This window comes from Ensifer sp. B1-9, assembly GCF_050474445.1.
Taxonomy (GTDB): domain Bacteria; phylum Pseudomonadota; class Alphaproteobacteria; order Rhizobiales; family Rhizobiaceae; genus Ensifer.
Window position 1 is genome coordinate 614,751 of the sequence record NZ_JBCHVG010000001.1, and the last position, 15,739, is coordinate 630,489.

Annotated in this window: 17 protein-coding genes and 1 pseudogene; 13 read left to right on the forward strand and 5 right to left on the reverse strand. The window is 64.0% G+C overall.

Annotation, left to right across the window (positions count from 1 at the left end; translation table 11 throughout):
- Position 1: 1 nt before the first annotated feature.
- The 4 genes from ACQ5BM_RS03075 to ACQ5BM_RS03090 all read left to right on the forward strand — a co-directional run bounded on the left by ACQ5BM_RS03075 (position 2) and on the right by ACQ5BM_RS03090 (position 4,478).
- Positions 2 to 1,285, forward strand: coding sequence for a beta-ketoacyl-ACP synthase (locus ACQ5BM_RS03075; RefSeq protein ID WP_429807589.1), 1,284 nt, complete (start codon positions 2 to 4; stop codon positions 1,283 to 1,285).
- 143 nt (positions 1,286 to 1,428) lie between these two features.
- Complete coding sequence (locus ACQ5BM_RS03080) at positions 1,429 to 2,457, forward strand: zinc-binding dehydrogenase (RefSeq protein ID WP_247960106.1); 1,029 nt, start codon at positions 1,429 to 1,431, stop codon at positions 2,455 to 2,457.
- Positions 2,458 to 2,468: 11 nt separating this feature from the next.
- The gene (locus tag ACQ5BM_RS03085) at positions 2,469 to 3,398 is read left to right on the forward strand and encodes a lipid A biosynthesis lauroyl acyltransferase (RefSeq protein WP_429807685.1); all 930 of its coding nucleotides are present in this window, start codon (positions 2,469 to 2,471) and stop codon (positions 3,396 to 3,398) included.
- Positions 3,399 to 3,767: 369 nt separating this feature from the next.
- A complete protein-coding gene (locus tag ACQ5BM_RS03090) occupies positions 3,768 to 4,478 on the forward strand; it encodes a PAS domain-containing protein (RefSeq protein ID WP_429807592.1) in 711 nt (236 codons plus the stop codon).
- A 113-nt stretch (positions 4,479 to 4,591) separates the two neighbouring features.
- Here the strand turns inward: ACQ5BM_RS03090 and ACQ5BM_RS03095 are convergent, their stop codons facing one another.
- Positions 4,592 to 5,092 carry a hemerythrin domain-containing protein gene (locus ACQ5BM_RS03095; protein WP_429807595.1) on the reverse strand — a complete coding sequence of 167 codons (501 nt, stop codon included), beginning with the start codon at positions 5,090 to 5,092 and terminating at the stop codon, positions 4,592 to 4,594.
- Between the two features lie 188 nt (positions 5,093 to 5,280).
- Between ACQ5BM_RS03095 and ccoN the strand changes: the two genes are divergently transcribed.
- The 4 genes and pseudogenes from ccoN to ccoP all read left to right on the forward strand — a co-directional run bounded on the left by ccoN (position 5,281) and on the right by ccoP (position 8,761).
- Positions 5,281 to 6,903, forward strand: a complete 1,623-nt coding sequence (gene ccoN / locus ACQ5BM_RS03100; protein ID WP_429807598.1) for a cytochrome-c oxidase, cbb3-type subunit I — start codon at positions 5,281 to 5,283, stop codon at positions 6,901 to 6,903.
- A gap of 13 nt (positions 6,904 to 6,916) precedes the next feature.
- The gene (gene ccoO / locus ACQ5BM_RS03105) at positions 6,917 to 7,648 is read left to right on the forward strand and encodes a cytochrome-c oxidase, cbb3-type subunit II (RefSeq protein WP_429807601.1); all 732 of its coding nucleotides are present in this window, start codon (positions 6,917 to 6,919) and stop codon (positions 7,646 to 7,648) included.
- A gap of 11 nt (positions 7,649 to 7,659) precedes the next feature.
- Positions 7,660 to 7,809: pseudogene (locus ACQ5BM_RS03110) on the forward strand (cbb3-type cytochrome c oxidase subunit 3); the annotation flags it as partial.
- 88 nt (positions 7,810 to 7,897) lie between these two features.
- Positions 7,898 to 8,761 carry a cytochrome-c oxidase, cbb3-type subunit III gene (ccoP, locus tag ACQ5BM_RS03115; protein WP_429807605.1) on the forward strand — a complete coding sequence of 288 codons (864 nt, stop codon included), beginning with the start codon at positions 7,898 to 7,900 and terminating at the stop codon, positions 8,759 to 8,761.
- A 180-nt stretch (positions 8,762 to 8,941) separates the two neighbouring features.
- Here the strand turns inward: ccoP and ACQ5BM_RS03120 are convergent, their stop codons facing one another.
- The 4 genes from ACQ5BM_RS03120 to ACQ5BM_RS03135 form a co-directional block, all read right to left on the reverse strand.
- Complete coding sequence (locus ACQ5BM_RS03120; RefSeq protein ID WP_429807608.1) at positions 8,942 to 9,295, reverse strand: VOC family protein; 354 nt, start codon at positions 9,293 to 9,295, stop codon at positions 8,942 to 8,944.
- Positions 9,288 to 9,710: an SRPBCC family protein gene (locus ACQ5BM_RS03125; RefSeq protein WP_429807611.1), complete on the reverse strand. Its 423-nt coding sequence runs from the start codon at positions 9,708 to 9,710 to the stop codon at positions 9,288 to 9,290. The genes ACQ5BM_RS03120 and ACQ5BM_RS03125 overlap by 8 nt, the downstream gene beginning before the upstream one ends.
- A gap of 64 nt (positions 9,711 to 9,774) precedes the next feature.
- Positions 9,775 to 10,575: an AraC family transcriptional regulator gene (locus ACQ5BM_RS03130; RefSeq protein ID WP_429807614.1), complete on the reverse strand. Its 801-nt coding sequence runs from the start codon at positions 10,573 to 10,575 to the stop codon at positions 9,775 to 9,777.
- On the reverse strand, positions 10,551 to 10,820 hold the full coding sequence (locus tag ACQ5BM_RS03135; protein WP_429807617.1) for a hypothetical protein: 270 nt from the start codon (positions 10,818 to 10,820) through the stop codon (positions 10,551 to 10,553). Before ACQ5BM_RS03135 ends, ACQ5BM_RS03130 begins: the two co-directional genes overlap by 25 nt.
- A 102-nt stretch (positions 10,821 to 10,922) precedes the next feature.
- Here ACQ5BM_RS03135 and ccoG point away from each other — a divergent pair, with 102 nt between their 5' ends.
- From ccoG to ACQ5BM_RS03160, 5 genes are all read left to right on the forward strand, one after another.
- Entirely contained in the window at positions 10,923 to 12,497 is a 1,575-nt protein-coding gene (gene ccoG / locus ACQ5BM_RS03140; RefSeq protein WP_429807620.1) for a cytochrome c oxidase accessory protein CcoG, read from the forward strand.
- Entirely contained in the window at positions 12,494 to 13,006 is a 513-nt protein-coding gene (locus tag ACQ5BM_RS03145; RefSeq protein WP_429807623.1) for a FixH family protein, read from the forward strand. The genes ccoG and ACQ5BM_RS03145 overlap by 4 nt, the downstream gene beginning before the upstream one ends.
- The gene (locus ACQ5BM_RS03150) at positions 13,003 to 15,291 is read left to right on the forward strand and encodes a cation-translocating P-type ATPase (protein WP_429807626.1); all 2,289 of its coding nucleotides are present in this window, start codon (positions 13,003 to 13,005) and stop codon (positions 15,289 to 15,291) included. The genes ACQ5BM_RS03145 and ACQ5BM_RS03150 overlap by 4 nt, the downstream gene beginning before the upstream one ends.
- On the forward strand, positions 15,288 to 15,446 hold the full coding sequence (gene ccoS, locus ACQ5BM_RS03155) for a cbb3-type cytochrome oxidase assembly protein CcoS (RefSeq protein WP_034788403.1): 159 nt from the start codon (positions 15,288 to 15,290) through the stop codon (positions 15,444 to 15,446). The genes ACQ5BM_RS03150 and ccoS overlap by 4 nt, the downstream gene beginning before the upstream one ends.
- 179 nt (positions 15,447 to 15,625) lie before the next feature.
- Positions 15,626 to 15,739 (forward strand): NAD(P)-binding domain-containing protein (locus ACQ5BM_RS03160; protein WP_429807688.1); only part of this gene is annotated, 114 nt, incomplete at its 3' end.

The following is a 15,739-nucleotide window of genomic DNA, read 5'->3' on the forward strand; positions in this document are numbered from 1 at the left end:
CATGAGCAACGCTTACAAGGATCATCTCGGCCGCCCGATCATCGCCATTACCGGCATGGGCGTCATCACCTCGCTCGGCCAGGGTGTCGAAGACAACTGGGCAGCACTTTCGGGCGGCGTCTCGGGCATCCACAAGATCACCCGTTTCCCGACGGAGGGCCTGAACACCCGCATTTCCGGTACGGTCGACTTCATCGAAATCCCCGCGAACAATGCCGTCGAGCGCTCCTATGCCATGGCGCGGGAAACCACGCTGGAAGCGCTGGCGCAGGCCGGCATTTCCGGCGACTTCAACGGCCCGCTGTTCCTGGCCGCCCCGCCGGTCGAGCCGGAATGGAGCGCGCGCTTCGAGCTTGCCGATCGTTCGCCGCCGTCGGAGCGTCCGGGCGACGCCTATAACCGTTTCCTCGCCGCCATGCGCCAGAAGGCCGATCCGGTGTTCCATGAGGCCGTGCTCTTCGGTTCGATCTCGGAACGCCTTGCCGATCGCTTCGGCACGCGCGGCCTGCCGGTGACGCTGTCGACCGCCTGTGCGTCCGGCGCGACCGCGATCCAGCTCGGCGTCGAGGCGATCCGCCAGGGCCGCACCGATCGCGCGCTGACGGTTGCGACCGATGGCTCGGTCAGCGCCGAGGCACTGATCCGCTTCGCGCTGCTTTCGGCGCTTTCCACCCAGAACGATCCGCCGGAAAAGGCGTCCAAGCCCTTCACCAAGGACCGTGACGGCTTCGTCATAGCCGAAGGTGCAGCCACCCTCGTGCTCGAATCTCTGGAAGCAGCGGTCGCCCGCGGCGCCCGCGTCTACGGAATCCTGAAGGGCTGCGGCGAGAAGGCCGACCTCTTCCACCGCACGCGTTCCTCGCCGGACGGTGGCCCGGCGATCGCGACGATCCGCGCGGCCCTTGCCGACGCCGGCATCGACGAAAACGGTATCGGCTACATCAACGCCCACGGCACCTCGACGCCCGAGAACGACAAGATGGAATACCTGTCGATGTCGAACGTCTTCGGGGATCGCCTGCCATCGATCCCGGTCTCGTCCAACAAGTCGATGATCGGTCACACGCTGACGGCGGCGGGTGCGGTCGAGGCGGTGTTCTCGATCCAGACGATGCTGACCGGCACGCTGCCGCCAACGATCAACTACCAGAACCCCGATCCGGCGATCGTGCTCGACGTGGTGCCGAACGTGAAGCGCAGCCAGCAGGTGACTGCGGTGCTGTCGAACTCCTTCGGCTTCGGCGGCCAGAACGCCAGCCTCGTCATGACTGCCGAGCCGGCTTGAGCCATTACGAGGACAAGGCGCATTAGGCGTTACCCCCTCTGGCCGGCAGGCCAGAGGGGGTGCAGCGCCACTCTCCCAATGTGTATATATGCCAGTCAGCACGGCCCAGCCGCTCGACTAGATAGAGATTTAAAGGAAGAACCATGCGCGCCCTGCAACTGCTCGATGACCGCAAACTCGAAATCACCGATATTCCGGAACCGGAAGCGCCCGGCCCGGGTGAGGTGACGCTGCGCGTCAAGGCGGTGGCGCTCAACCATATCGACGTCTGGGGTTGGCGCGGCATGGCCTTTGCCAAGCGCAAGATGCCGCTCGTCATCGGCGCGGAAGCATCCGGCGTCGTCGACGCGATCGGTCCGGGCGTTTCGAGCGTGCTGCCGGGCCAGCTCGTTTCGATCTATGGCGCGCGTACCTGCGGTCTCTGCCGCCCGTGCAAGGAAGGTCGCGACAACCTCTGCGAACATGTCGGCGGTGTGCACGGCTTCCACCTCGACGGCTTCGCGCAGGAAAAGATCAACCTGCCGGCGCGCCTGCTGGTGCCGGCACCTCCGGGCGTCGACGCCGTCGGCGCAGCCCTTGCTCCGGTCACCTTCGGTACCGTCGAGCACATGCTGTTCGACAATGCCAAGCTCGAGCCCGGTGAAACGATCCTCGTTCATGCAGGCGGCTCCGGCATCGGCTCGGCGGCGATCCAGCTTGCGAAGAAGATCGGCTGCACCGTCATCACGACGGTCGGCTCCGACGACAAGATCGAGAAGGCGAAGGCGCTCGGCGCCGATCACGTCATCAACTACCGCAAGGACCGCTTCGAAGGTGTCGTGCGCAAGCTCACCAAGAAGAAGGGTGTCGACGTCGTGTTCGAACACGTCGGCAAGGACACCTGGGCGGGCTCGATGCTCTCGATGAAGCGCGGCGGCCGTCTGGTCACCTGCGGTTCCACCTCGGGTGTTTCCACCGACATGAACCTGATGATGCTGTTCCAGCAGCAATTGAAGCTGCTCGGCTCGTTCGGCTGCCGCATGGAGAACATGGCGAACGCCATGCAGAAGATGGCCCGCGGACTGGTGCATCCGGTCATCGATACGGAGGTCGGCCTCGACGAGATCGACCGGGCACTGGAGCGCATGGAATCGCGCCAGATCTTCGGCAAGATCATCCTGAAGATGGATTGATCGACGTGCGCATGCTGATCACACGGCTGGTGCTGGCGGCGGATCGAACCCGGCAGTGGCTGATTGCGCAGGTCGTCTTTCTGCTGCTGACGGTTTTGAAGATGTTTCCTGCCGACGGCGCGATCAATTTCATGGATCGCGCGGTGCGCTTCATCGGCCCGAAGACCGGGCGGCACAAGCTGACGCTGACCAATCTGCGCAATGCCTTTCCGGAAAAGAGCGATGCGGAGATCGAGGAGATCGCGCTCGAAAGCTGGGGCAACATGGGCCGCATGGCGGCCGAATACGTGTTCCTCGACCGTCTCTTCGATTTCGATCCGGAGCGCACTACGCCGGGTCGGGTCGAAGTGTCGGGCATTCCGCTGTTCCTGGAGCTTCGCGACAATCCGCGTCCCTTCATCGTCTTCACCGCGCACAGCGGCAATTTCGAGATGTTGCCGGTTGCCGGCTCTGCCTTTGGTCTCGACGTGACCGTGCTCTTCCGCCCGCCGAACAATCCCTACGTGGCCGAGAAGGTGTTCAAGTTCCGCGAGGAGCGCATGGGCAATCTCGTGCCGTCGCATGCCGGGTCGTCCTTCGCGCTCGCCCGCCAGCTCGAACGGGGCCTGGGTGTCGGCGTTCTCGTCGACCAGAAGTTCCGCAAGGGGCTGAAGACCAAGTTCTTCGGCCAGGACGTGCAGACCAATCCGCTGCTTGCCAAGCTCGTCCGCCAGTTCAACTGCGAAGTCTATCCCGCCCGCTGCATCCGGTTGCCCGGCGGCCGTTTCCGCCTTGAGCTCGAGCCGGCGATCGCGATCCCGCGAAAGGCAGACGGCAATGTCGACGTCACCGCCACGGCACAGGTGCTGAACGACAAGGTGGAAAGCTGGGTGAGGGAATATCCCGGCCAGTGGCTCTGGTATCACGACCGCTGGCACATCAAGCGCTACCTCAAGGACTGATTCCCCTTCCGCTCAAACAAGCGCACTTGAGCCTGCTTCAGGCCGGCTCTGAGGATTTGGCGCGTCCGGACATAAGGCCCGGCGGTCGGCACTTTCGCGGGCTCGCCCGCGGCAGCGCATGCCCCTTTTGTTTTGAAAATGCTTCAAAAGGTTAAGTTTTTCTTTCTGCTGTTGAACGCTAACGCAATGAGTGTAAACTCAACGTTGTCTCGCGAGGGGAAGACTGCAAGCGCTTTGGATGACCGGAGCGGTACGGTTTTACGCGGAAGTAGTGGGGGAAGCATCAAAACTAGATCAGTGTCTGCAGCATCAACGCCTGTCTTGTAAGTGCATCGAAGCGGCTCTGCCGTGGGGAATTGGGGTTTCGAATTGAACGCACTGATTGAGCTGTTCTGGTTCAAGTATTCGCAGCTACAGTATGCCGTACGTACGGCAGACGAGCATTTGATCGGCATTCTGGATCGCGAACTGGATCCGATCCTCAGATCCGTCTACGACGAGAAGGCGGTGAGCGTCGAAGACGCCCGGCTTCAGTTCCAGTTCCTGATCGACATCCTGCGGGTCGAGGCCGACGACATCTCCTGTGTACTCCGGCACTCGCAACTGCTGCAATCGCTGATCAACCGCTATTTCGCGGCGACCGGCGCGGAGAAATTCGCCGACCTCCAGCTCGAGCGGCTGCCGGCCCAGCCGAGCAAGGGCAGGGCCGATGAAGGCCTGCTCAACGAGGCGATCCTCGACAGTTTCCCGGATCGCATCGCGGTGATTACGCCGGATTACCGCTATCTCTACACCAACCCGCGCAATGCCGAGCATCTGGAGAGCCGCCCGATGGACCTCATCGGCCGGCATATCGTCGAGTTCATCGGCATCCAGCGCTTCGAGCAGCGGGTGAAATCCTATCTCGATCGCTGTTTTGCGGGCGAGGTGGTCGACTATACCTTCGCCAAGACGGTCGATGCGCGCACGGTCGTCGTGCGCTGCCGGCTGACGCCGTGCATGTCCAGCACCGGCAAGCTCATCGGCGCGATCCTCGTGATCCAGGAACATGCCGACCGTCGCCGCGCGATCGCGGCCTGACGCTCGCCCCCCTTTGGCAAGGTCAAGCGAGACGATTTCTGGAATGAAGAAGCGCGACCGCAGTACGGTCGCGCCCAAGCCCGCTCTCAAGTACTTGCCTGTCCCTGGCGCCTTCACTCGGCCGGCGAGGTGATGGCGCGCAGACATTCCCGCTCGAAGCCGACATGCCGCCTAAGGCTCGTAAAGAAGCCGCGCAGCATGTAGCCGGCCGTCTCCGCATTGACCGTTTGGTCGGCGGCGCCGAGGCGCTCCAGCATTTCCGTCAGCTCTTCCGCGAAGCACTCGTCTTCGCAGTGCTCGTATTTCAGCCGCTCCAGCGTCGCGCCGAGCGTCGGGTCGCCGCGGAAGGTGCGCTCGATCCACGGGAAGACCAGGCTTTCCTCGCCGGAATGCAGCTCGCGGATCAGCGGCTGCAGCACCTTGGCGGCATAGACGCATTTCTGCCGGTCGATTTCCGTGGGCAGGCTGTCGGCGATTTCCTCGAGGCTGTTGCAGAGCGCCAGTTGTTCTTCATGCGCCCGGGCGAGCCAAGCGAAGGGCTCGGCCACCGGAACGGGGTGGGAAGGCGGCTCGGGCCGGCTCCGGATTCGTCCATCCTCAAACGTCTTTTTCATCGGCATCAAACGCCAGCTCCCAGGGCGCTCCCTATTGTTTGCCGAGGATGATGCATACGAGGCGCTCCAGCCTTGATCTGAATCAAGGCCGGGCTGCCCCGATTCTGACACTTTCCGGCAAGCTGCAGTGACGTGCCTCGTTCAGGGCGTGTCTCCGCGTGCGATTGGACCAAGTTGGGGACCCAACCATGAAATACACATTCGAGATGATCCTGCTCGGGGTCGGTGCATTCCTGGCGCTTGTCGGCGCCGGCTTTGCGCAGGACCGGCACTTTGAAGCCCATATGTGGGTGCTGTTCTTCGTGCTCCTCGCCGGCACCATCATGCTGATGCGACGCATCGAGTTCAGCCCGGTTTCCGCGGGCAGGGCGCCGCCACCGCAGTCGGAATATTTCGACGAGGTGGTCAAGTATGGCGTGATCGCCACCGTCTTCTGGGGCGTCGTCGGCTTTCTCGTGGGCGTCGTGGTTGCGCTCCAGCTCGCCTTTCCGGACCTCAACATCGAACCCTGGTTCAATTTCGGCCGCATGCGGCCGCTGCACACCTCGGCGGTGATCTTCGCCTTCGGCGGCAACGCGCTGATCGCGACATCCTTCTACATCGTCCAGCGCACCAGCCGCGCGCGCCTCTTTGGCGGCAATCTCGGCTGGTTCGTGTTCTGGGGCTACCAGCTCTTCATCGTCATGGCCGCCACCGGCTACCTGCTCGGCATCACCCAGTCGAAGGAATATGCCGAGCCGGAATGGTACGTCGACCTCTGGCTGACGATCGTCTGGGTCGCCTATCTCATCGCCTTCCTCGGCACGCTTCTGACGCGCAAGGAGCCGCACATCTATGTGGCCAACTGGTTCTACCTCGCCTTCATCGTCACGATCGCGATGCTGCACATCGTCAACAACCTGGCGGTACCGGTCTCCTTCGTCGGCTCGAAAAGCTACTCGGCCTTCGCCGGCGTGCAGGATGCGCTGACGCAATGGTGGTACGGGCATAACGCCGTCGGCTTCTTCCTGACGGCCGGCTTCCTCGGCATGATGTATTACTTCATCCCCAAGCAGGCCAACCGCCCGGTCTACTCCTACCGCCTGTCGATCATCCACTTCTGGTCGCTGATCTTCATGTACATCTGGGCGGGTCCGCACCACCTGCACTATACCGCGCTGCCCGACTGGGCGCAGACGCTCGGCATGGTCTTCTCGGTCATGCTGTGGATGCCCTCCTGGGGCGGCATGATCAACGGCCTGATGACGCTGTCCGGCGCCTGGGACAAGATCCGTACCGATCCGATCATCCGCATGATGGTGATGGCCGTCGCCTTCTACGGCATGGCGACCTTCGAAGGTCCGATGATGTCGATCAAGACGGTCAACTCGCTCAGCCACTATACCGACTGGACCATCGGTCACGTGCATTCCGGCGCGCTCGGCTGGAACGGCCTCATCACCTTTGGCGCGATCTATTACCTCGTTCCGAAGCTGTGGAACCGCGAACGCCTCTATAGCGTGCGCATGGTTAACTGGCACTTCTGGCTCGCGACCCTCGGCATCGTCGTCTATGCGGCAGTCATGTGGGTCGCCGGCATCCAGCAGGGCCTGATGTGGCGCGAGTACGACGACCAGGGCTTCCTCGTCTATTCCTTCGCGGAATCGGTCGCGGCCATGGTTCCCTACTACGTGCTGCGTGCCCTTGGCGGCGCACTGTTCCTCTCCGGGGCTCTGCTCATGGCCTTCAACGTAACAATGACCATCCTCGGCCGCCAGCGCGACGAAGCTCCGATCTTCGGTGCGACGCCCGCGCTGAAAGCTGCGGAATAGGAGGGCATAGACCATGTCCATTCTCGACAAACACGCTTCGCTGGAGCGTAACGCCACCCTGCTGCTCGTCGGCTCGCTGCTCGTCGTCTCCATCGGCGGCATCGTGGAAATCGCGCCGCTCTTCTACCTCGAAAACACCATCGAGAAGGTGGAAGGCATGCGGCCCTATTCGCCGCTGGAGCTTGCCGGCCGCGACATCTATGTGCGTGAAGGCTGCTATGTCTGTCACAGCCAGATGATCCGCCCGTTCCGCGACGAAGTGGAGCGCTACGGCCATTACTCGCTGGCGGCGGAATCCATGTACGACCATCCGTTCCAGTGGGGCTCCAAGCGCACCGGGCCGGATCTTGCCCGCGTCGGCGACCGCTATTCCAACGAGTGGCACGTGCAGCACATGACCGAGCCGCGCTCGGTGGTGCCGGAATCGGTGATGCCGAGCTACGCCTTCCTCAAGGAGATGCCGCTCGACGTAAACAACATCGCCATGAACCTGAAGGCCAACAAGGCGGTCGGCGTTCCCTATACGGACGAGATGATCGACAATGCGCTGGCCGACATCAAGGCGCAAGCCGATCCGAACGCCGACACCTCGGGCGTCGAGGCGCGCTATCCGAAGGCCAAGCTCGGCGACTTCGACGGCAACCCGCAGAAGCTGACGGAGATGGATGCGCTCATCGCCTATCTGCAGATGCTCGGCACGCTGGTCGACTTCTCCACCTACGACGACACCACCGGCTATCGCTAAGGAGAACGCAGATGGAAACCTATACGGCCATGCGCCAGTTCGCCGATAGCTGGGCGCTGCTTGCCATGACGCTCTTCTTCCTCGGCGTCGTCGCCTTCATCTTTCGGCCCGGCGCCAAGAAGGCCGCCGACCAGGCCGCAGCCATACCCTTCGATCACGATGTGATCGAGACCCAAAAATCAGAGCGGCATGCGGGCGGAAAACCGCAGCACACTTTTCCTCATGCCGCTCGTAAGGAGGACTGATATCATGGCGGACAAACACGTCGACGAAATCAGCGGCGTCGAGACCACCGGCCACGAATGGGACGGTATCCGCGAGCTCAACAACCCGATGCCGCGCTGGTGGGTCTATACCTTCTACGCGACCATCGTCTGGGCTGTCGGCTACATGATCGTCTATCCGGCGGTGCCGCTCCTGACCGACGCCACCAAGGGCGTGCTCGGCTATTCGAGCCGCGCCGAGGTGAGTGTGGAACTGGCCAGCGCCAAGGCGGCACAGGCCGGCAATCTCGAAAAGATCGCCTCGAGCTCGCTCGCCGAGATCATGGCCGATCCGCAACTCCAGCAGTTCGCCGTCTCCGGCGGCGCCTCGGCCTTCAAGGTCAACTGCGCCCAGTGCCATGGCTCGGGTGCGGCCGGTTCCGCCGGCTTCCCGAACCTGAACGATGACGACTGGCTCTGGGGCGGCAAGCCCGAGGAGATCTACCAGACGATCGCCCACGGCATCCGCTACGATGGCGACGGCGAGACCCGCGTTTCGGAAATGCCGTCGTTTACCGAAATCCTGCAGCCGGAAGAGATCAAGCAGACGGCGGCCTACGTCGTCAGCCTCACCGGCACGCCGTCGGACGTCTCGATGGTCGAGCCGGGCAAGGCATTGTTCGAAGCCAACTGTGCGTCGTGCCATGGCGCCGACGCCAAGGGCAACCGCGAGTTCGGCGCCCCGAACCTGGCTGACGCATTGTGGCTGAAGGGCGAGGGCGAGCAGGCGATCATCGCGCAGATGAAGGCGCCGAAGCACGGCGTCATGCCCGCCTGGCTGCCGCGCCTCGGCGACACCACGGTCAAGCAGCTTGCCGTCTTCGTGCATTCGCTGGGTGGCGGCGAGTAAAGCTCGTCGGCACTGAGGAAGGGGCTTCCCCTTACTGTCCCGCGGACATCTCTCCCCGCTTGCGGGGCGAAGATGCCGGCAGGCGGATGAGGGCAGCCCTGATCGTCAACCAGGAAAGGCCGCGTCGAAAGACGCGGCCATTCTCATTCCAGCGCGGCGGGGCGTGGACGGGCCTACCTGTTATCGTGCCGACCAGACCGCCAGCTCGTAACCATCCGGGTCGGCGAAGTGGAAGCGGCGGCCGCCGGGGAAGGAAAAGATCGGCTTGACGATCTTGCCGCCTGCCTTGTCGACACGGGCCTGTGCTTGCTCGAGGTCGTCGGCATAAATGATGACCAGCGGTCCGCCGCTGCCGACGGGGCCGGTGGTCGTGAAGCCGCCGGTCAGCCGACCGTCCTGGAACTCGCAATATTCCGGGCCATAGTCGGTGAAGGTCCAGCCGAAGGCTCCGCCATAGAAGGCCTTGCTCGCAGCGATGTCGGCGACGTTGAATTCGACATAGTCGATGCGGCTGTCATTGCCCTTGTTACCCATTTTTCACCCTGTCTTTTTCGGATTCCATGAGAGATTTCAAAGTGGCGAGATCCTTCGCCACCCAACCGGCGTCGCCGGCAAATTGTTCCGCGCTCATGCCCGGCTGGCGCAGAAGCGTGAACATCACCTCCGCTCCGTCGCCGTTCGGCACGACGCGCAACGCGTTGTTGACCTCGCTGCCATCTGCAAGCGTGACGAGATGATCGACGACGCCGAAGTCGTTGTCGGGGGCAAAACGCACGCGCGCATCGCCGAGCGGTCCTGGCGCCAGCCAGTCCTCGCCGTCACGCGTGAGGCCCGACGAGAGGCCGGAGGCCCAGCGGTGCATGTTCTCGTGCTTGGCCATGAAGGCATAGACCTCGCGCCAGTCGCGGTCGATGGTGGTGTGAACGATCTTCGCTTCAAGTGTTGCCATGCTTGGTTCTCCTGAACGCGGAATTAGCACGGGCGAGCGCGCCGGTCTTGAACGAAACGGCCAGTCAGGCGGCCTGCCGATGGCCGCCAAGCTGGCGGCGGATTTCCGCAGGCGAAAGCGACGCCAGCTCCTTTGTCTCGCGCGAAAGATGCGCCTGGTCGGCGTAACCGGCATCGAGGGCAAGGATGCCGAGGCTCACGGACGGTTCGCGGCGGCAGACTGCAAGGAAGCGTTGCAGGCGGAGAATGCGGTCGAGCGTCTTGGCGCCATAGCCGAAATGCTCGTGGCAGCGACGGCGCAGCGTCCGTTCACTGGTGCCGGTGGCTGCGGCCAGCGACCGGATTGGATTGTCCGAGGAATCATGATTCTGCTGCAGGTAGGCGAGGCAGGCGGCAACATCGCTCGATGGCGGCGCAACCGCTGGCAGACGCTGCAGCACGGCCTCCGCCAGGATGTCAGCGTGGCGTGTCGAATCCGGCGCGTCCTGAAGCCTTGCGTCGAGTTCGCGCCCGGCCTTGCCCCAGAAGGCATCGAGCGGAACGATTTCACCGGTGATCTCGGAGAGCGATGTGCGCAGGAAGGACGCGGCGATGCCCGGACGGAAGCGCAGACCGACGACCTTGCAGCCGGCGGCGATCACCGGACGGGCGGCAACCCGGTCGGGGCCGGCGACCACGAGGCCGCGATCCGACCAGAGGATATCGACGCAGCCGTCGGGCACGACCGCGATCGGCGCGGGCGGTCCCGCCGGCATCTGGTGGCTCCAGAGGCATTCGACGTGGCGGCCAAGCGCTGGGGGCGCGGCACGCTCGCGATAGATGCCGTGCTGCTTTGCAAGCGTCAGCGGCTCGTGGGAGCCGTCCATGCCGTGTCCTCCACGCTTCGGCTCGTGCCGATTGCCTCTTCGCGCGACCTGGTCTCGTCGTCGTTCTGGCCCCGCAGTGCCGGAAAGCCGGCGGCGTGGAACACCGGATCGAGACCCTGCCGCCGCTTGGCGAAATAGTCCTTCGTCAGTTCGGCAATGGTACCGGAGAGGAGCAGGATGGCAATCCGCCGCGTCGAACATGGTGGGGACGCGCTCCGACGCGCACCCTGGACCTTTCGCCGCATGTTGGCGCTTTGGCCCGCAAACTTGACACAGATCAACGTTTTCGGCGGCCAAATCGGGCAAAACGTGATGCAATACATGACATATCCGGGGATTTCCCACAAATGAGCCCTCATCCAGCCGCAAATCCTGCCTCTGTCGAACGACATGAGGCCGAACCGGTCAATGCGGCGCATGTGCGCAAGCCGCTTTACGAAAAACGCAAGAAGATCTTCCCGAAGCGCGCCGAGGGCAGTTTCCGCCGCTTCAAGTGGCTGGTGATGCTGGTGACGCTCGGCATCTACTATCTGACGCCGTGGATCCGCTGGGATCGCGGCGCGCATGCGCCCGACCAGGCGGTGCTCGTCGATCTCGCCGCCCGGCGCTTCTATTTCTTCTTCATCGAGATCTGGCCGCAGGAATTCTTCTTCGTTGCCGGTCTGCTCGTCATGGCCGGCTTCGGCCTGTTTTTGGTGACGTCGGCCGTCGGGCGCGCCTGGTGCGGCTATACCTGTCCGCAGACCGTCTGGGTCGATCTGTTCCTGGTGGTCGAGCGCTTCATCGAGGGCGACCGCAATGCCCGCATGAAGCTCGATGCCGGACCCTGGACGCTCGACAAGATCGGCAAGCGCGTCGCCAAGCATTCGATCTGGATCCTGATCGGCATAGCTACCGGCGGCGCCTGGATCTTCTATTTCGCCGATGCGCCGACGCTGCTCAAAAGCTTCGTTTCGCTCGAAGCGCCTGCTGTCGCCTACATGACTGTCGGCATCCTGACGGCCACCACCTATGTCTTCGGTGGCCTGATGCGCGAGCAGGTCTGCACCTATATGTGCCCGTGGCCGCGCATCCAGGCGGCGATGCTGGATGAAAACTCGCTGGTCGTCACCTATAACGACTGGCGCGGCGAGCCGCGCTCGCGCCACCAGAAGAAGGCGGTGGCTGCCGGGGAGGCCGTCGGCGATTGCGTCGACTGCAACGCCTGCGTCGTCGTCTGTCCGATGGGCATCGACATCCGCGACGGCCAGCAGCTCGAATGCATCACCTGTGCGCTCTGCATCGACGCCTGCAACGGCGTCATGGACAAGCTCGGCCGCGAGCGCGGGCTGATCTCCTACGCGACGCTGAACGATTATGCCTCCAACATGGCGCTCGCCACCAATGGCGGCACGACGACCATCGACCCGAGCCGCGTTCGCAGCGCCGACGGCGCCTTCTCCGACAAGGTTCGCCATTTCAACTGGAAGATCGTCTTCCGCCCGCGCGTGCTGCTCTATCTCGGCGTCTGGACGCTGGTCGGCATCGGTCTGCTCTATGCGCTCTTGTCACGCGACCGGCTGGAACTCAACGTTCTGCATGACCGCAACCCGCAATTCGTCGTCGAGTCCGATGGCTCGGTGCGCAACGGCTACATGGTCAAGCTCTTGAACATGATCCCCGAACAACGCACCATCACCCTCGCGATCGAGGGCATGCCTTCGGCGACGATGCGCCTTGCCGGCCATGCCCCGGGCGACGGCCGCACCTTCGCGGTGGGTGTCGATCCGGACAAGGTAACGGCGGTCAAGGTTTTCGTGACCCTGCCGAAGGACAAGCTTGGCGAAGCGGCCGATGGTTTCAGCCTGATCGTCGAGGATCCGTCGAGCCACGAGCGCGACGTCTACAAGGCCAACTTCAACAGCCCGGGAGCCGCGAAATGACAATGAATCAGGCAGGGGCGAAACAGGCAAAGGCGCCGCGCCCCTTCACCGGCTGGCACATGCTGGGCGTCATGGTGCTGTTCTTCGGCACGATCATCACTGTCAACGTGATCATGGCCTGGAACGCCAGCCATAGCTGGAGCGGGCTGGTGGTGCAGAACACCTATGTCGCGAGCCAGCAGTTCAACGGCAAGGTGAAGGAGGCGAAGGCCTTTGCCGCCAGTGGTCTCGACGGCAAGCTCGCGATCGAGTCGGGCGCGCTGCGCTATACGCTGACGCGCCAGGGCAAGCCGGAACTGACCGCCGACAAGGTGGTCGCCATGCTGAAGCGCCCGGTCGAGGAGCATGAGGATATGACCGTCGAGATGGCGCATCAGGGCGAGGGCGTCTTTGTCGCCGCCGCGACTCTCAAGCGCGGCCAGTGGATCGCCGACATTACGGCGACCAAGGGCGATACCGTCGTCTATCGCCAGGCGATCCGCTTCATGGTGCCGGGAGAAACCCCATGAGCTGCTGCGCTCCCGGGACCGAAATGGCTCTGGAGATCGACAGGGCCGGACAGGGGCTGCCGAGTTCGGAAGAGCTGTGGCTGACGAGCCGGTCGCTCGGCGGCGGGCTGCGCCAGACGGATCTCAGCGTGCCCGGCGTGCATTGCGGCGCCTGCATCACGACACTCGAGGGCGCCTTGAAAACGCGACCGGAGGTCGAGCGGGCGCGTGTGAACCTTTCGTCGCGGCGCGTGTCGATCGTCTGGAAGGAAGAGGTCGACGGCGTCCGCACCGAGCCGCAGGAACTGGCGCGCACCATTCGCGCCCGCGGCTACGAGACCCATCTCTTCGCGCCGGGCGAGGAGGACGGCGACCAGACGCTGAAGAAGCTGGTGCGCGCTGTCGCGGTCTCGGGTTTCGCCTCGGCCAACATCATGCTGCTTTCCGTCTCCGTCTGGTCGGGCGCGGAGGCTGCCACGCGCGATCTCTTCCACTGGATCTCGGCGCTGATTGCCGCCCCGACGCTGATCTATGCCGGACGCTTCTTCTATGCCTCCGCCTGGAACGCGCTGAGGCACGGCCGCACCAACATGGACGTGCCGATCGCGCTGGCGATCACGCTGTCCTTCTCGATCTCGCTTTACGAGACCATCACCCACGGCACCCATGCCTGGTTCGACGGCACGGTGATGCTGCTCTTCTTCCTGCTCATCGGCCGCACCCTCGATCACATGATGCGTGGACGCGCCCGCTCGGCGATCAGCAGCCTCGCACGGCTTTCGCCGCGTGGCGCCATGGTGCTCGATGCGCAGGGCGGGCGCGAATATCGCCCCGTCGACGAAATCAAGCCGGGCGAAAAGCTGGCGATATCAGCCGGCGAGCGCATCCCGGTCGATGGCCGCATTCTCACGGGCGCCAGCGATCTCGATCGCTCGATCGTCAATGGCGAGAGCGCACCGGCACCGGTGAAGACCGGCGACACCGTCGAGGCCGGCACGCTGAACCTCACCGGACCGCTGACCATCGAGGCGACGGCTGCGGCGCGCGACTCGCTGCTCGCCGAAATCATGGGGCTGATGGAGGCCGCCGAAGGGGGCAGGGCGCGCTATCGCCGCATCGCCGACCGCGCGGCGCAATATTATTCGCCGGCGGTACATCTGCTTGCGCTTTTGAGCTTCATCGGCTGGATGTTCGTCAACGGCGATTTCCACCACGCGATGCTGGTCGCGGTCGCGGTGCTGATCATCACCTGCCCCTGCGCGCTCGGCCTTGCCGTGCCGGTCGTACAGGTCATTGCCGCCGGGCGGCTGTTCCAGAACGGCATCATGGTCAAGGACGGCTCGGCGATGGAGCGGCTCGCCGAGATCGATACCGTGCTGCTCGACAAGACCGGCACGCTGACGGTGGGCGAGCCGCGTCTCGTCAACGGCCAGGACATTCCGCCATCGGTGCTGGCGACGGCGGCTGGGCTTGCCGCCCATTCGCGCCACCCGCTGGCGATGGCCATTCATGACGCCGCGAAGCTTGCACCTGTCATTGCCGGCGAGATCAGGGAAATTCCCGGTGCCGGCATCGAAGCGCACACGGAGGCGGGCGTCTACCGGCTCGGCAGCCGCGCCTTTGCCTGCGGCGATGCCGGCGAGGCGAGCGGCCAGTCGGAAGCGATCCTGTCGCTTGACGGCCGCGAACTCGCCTGCTTCCGCTTCGAGGACCGGCTGCGGCCCTTCGCCCACGAAAGCATCGAGGAGCTCGGCCGATTGGGTCTGGCGACAGGCATCCTCTCCGGCGACCGCGCGCCTGTTGTCGCAGCCCTTGCCCGGCGGGTCGGCATCGAACGCTTCCAGGCGGAGCTGACGCCGCGCGGCAAAGTCGATGAGTGCGCGGCTGCCGCCGAGGGTGGCCACCGCGTACTGATGGTTGGCGACGGCATCAACGACGCCCCGGCGCTGCGGGCCGCGCATGTGTCGATGGCGCCGGCAACGGCGGCCGATGTCGGCCGGCAGGCGGCGGATTTCGTCTTCCTGCACCAGGGGCTCAATGCCGTGCCGATGGCGATCGACACGTCGCGCCGGGCCGGGCGGCTCATTCGCCAGAACTTCGCGCTGGCGATCGGCTACAACGTGATCGCGGTTCCGATCGCGATCCTCGGCTATGCGACACCGCTGATTGCGGCTGTTGCCATGTCGACCTCATCGGTGATCGTCGTTGCCAACGCCTTGCGTCTGCGCGCGGCGGCCGGCAATGTCGCCGAGGCAGCCGGTGAGACGGCAGCCGTCACCCTGCGGCCGGTCGGGAGCGCCTCATGAACACGCTCATCTATCTCATTCCCATCGCGCTGTTTCTGGGCGGCATCGGCCTTGCCGCCTTCCTCTGGGCGCTGAAGAGCGGCCAATACGAAGACCTCGAAGGCGCGTCCTGGCGGGTGCTCGACGATGGCGACGGCAAGCCCGAAAAGAAGTGATTTTGTCAGTAATCGCTTGTCCTTAATCGATTTGAATGCCAAAACAACCTCCGCCGTCGCTTCTCGCGCCAGGGCCTTCGACAGAGCCCGCCACGAGAGGGCGAAGTTCAATTCGAAGGGCCGGCTCTGACGCGCTTATCCCGATCGCGCCCGGCACTTCTGTCCAAGGAGGCAATCACGTGTCACAGGCGGAAATCGGCCTAATCGGTCTCGGCGTCATGGGCTCGAACCTGGCGCTCAACATCGCTGAAAAGGGCAACAAGATCGCGGTGTTCAACCGCACCGTCGAGGCG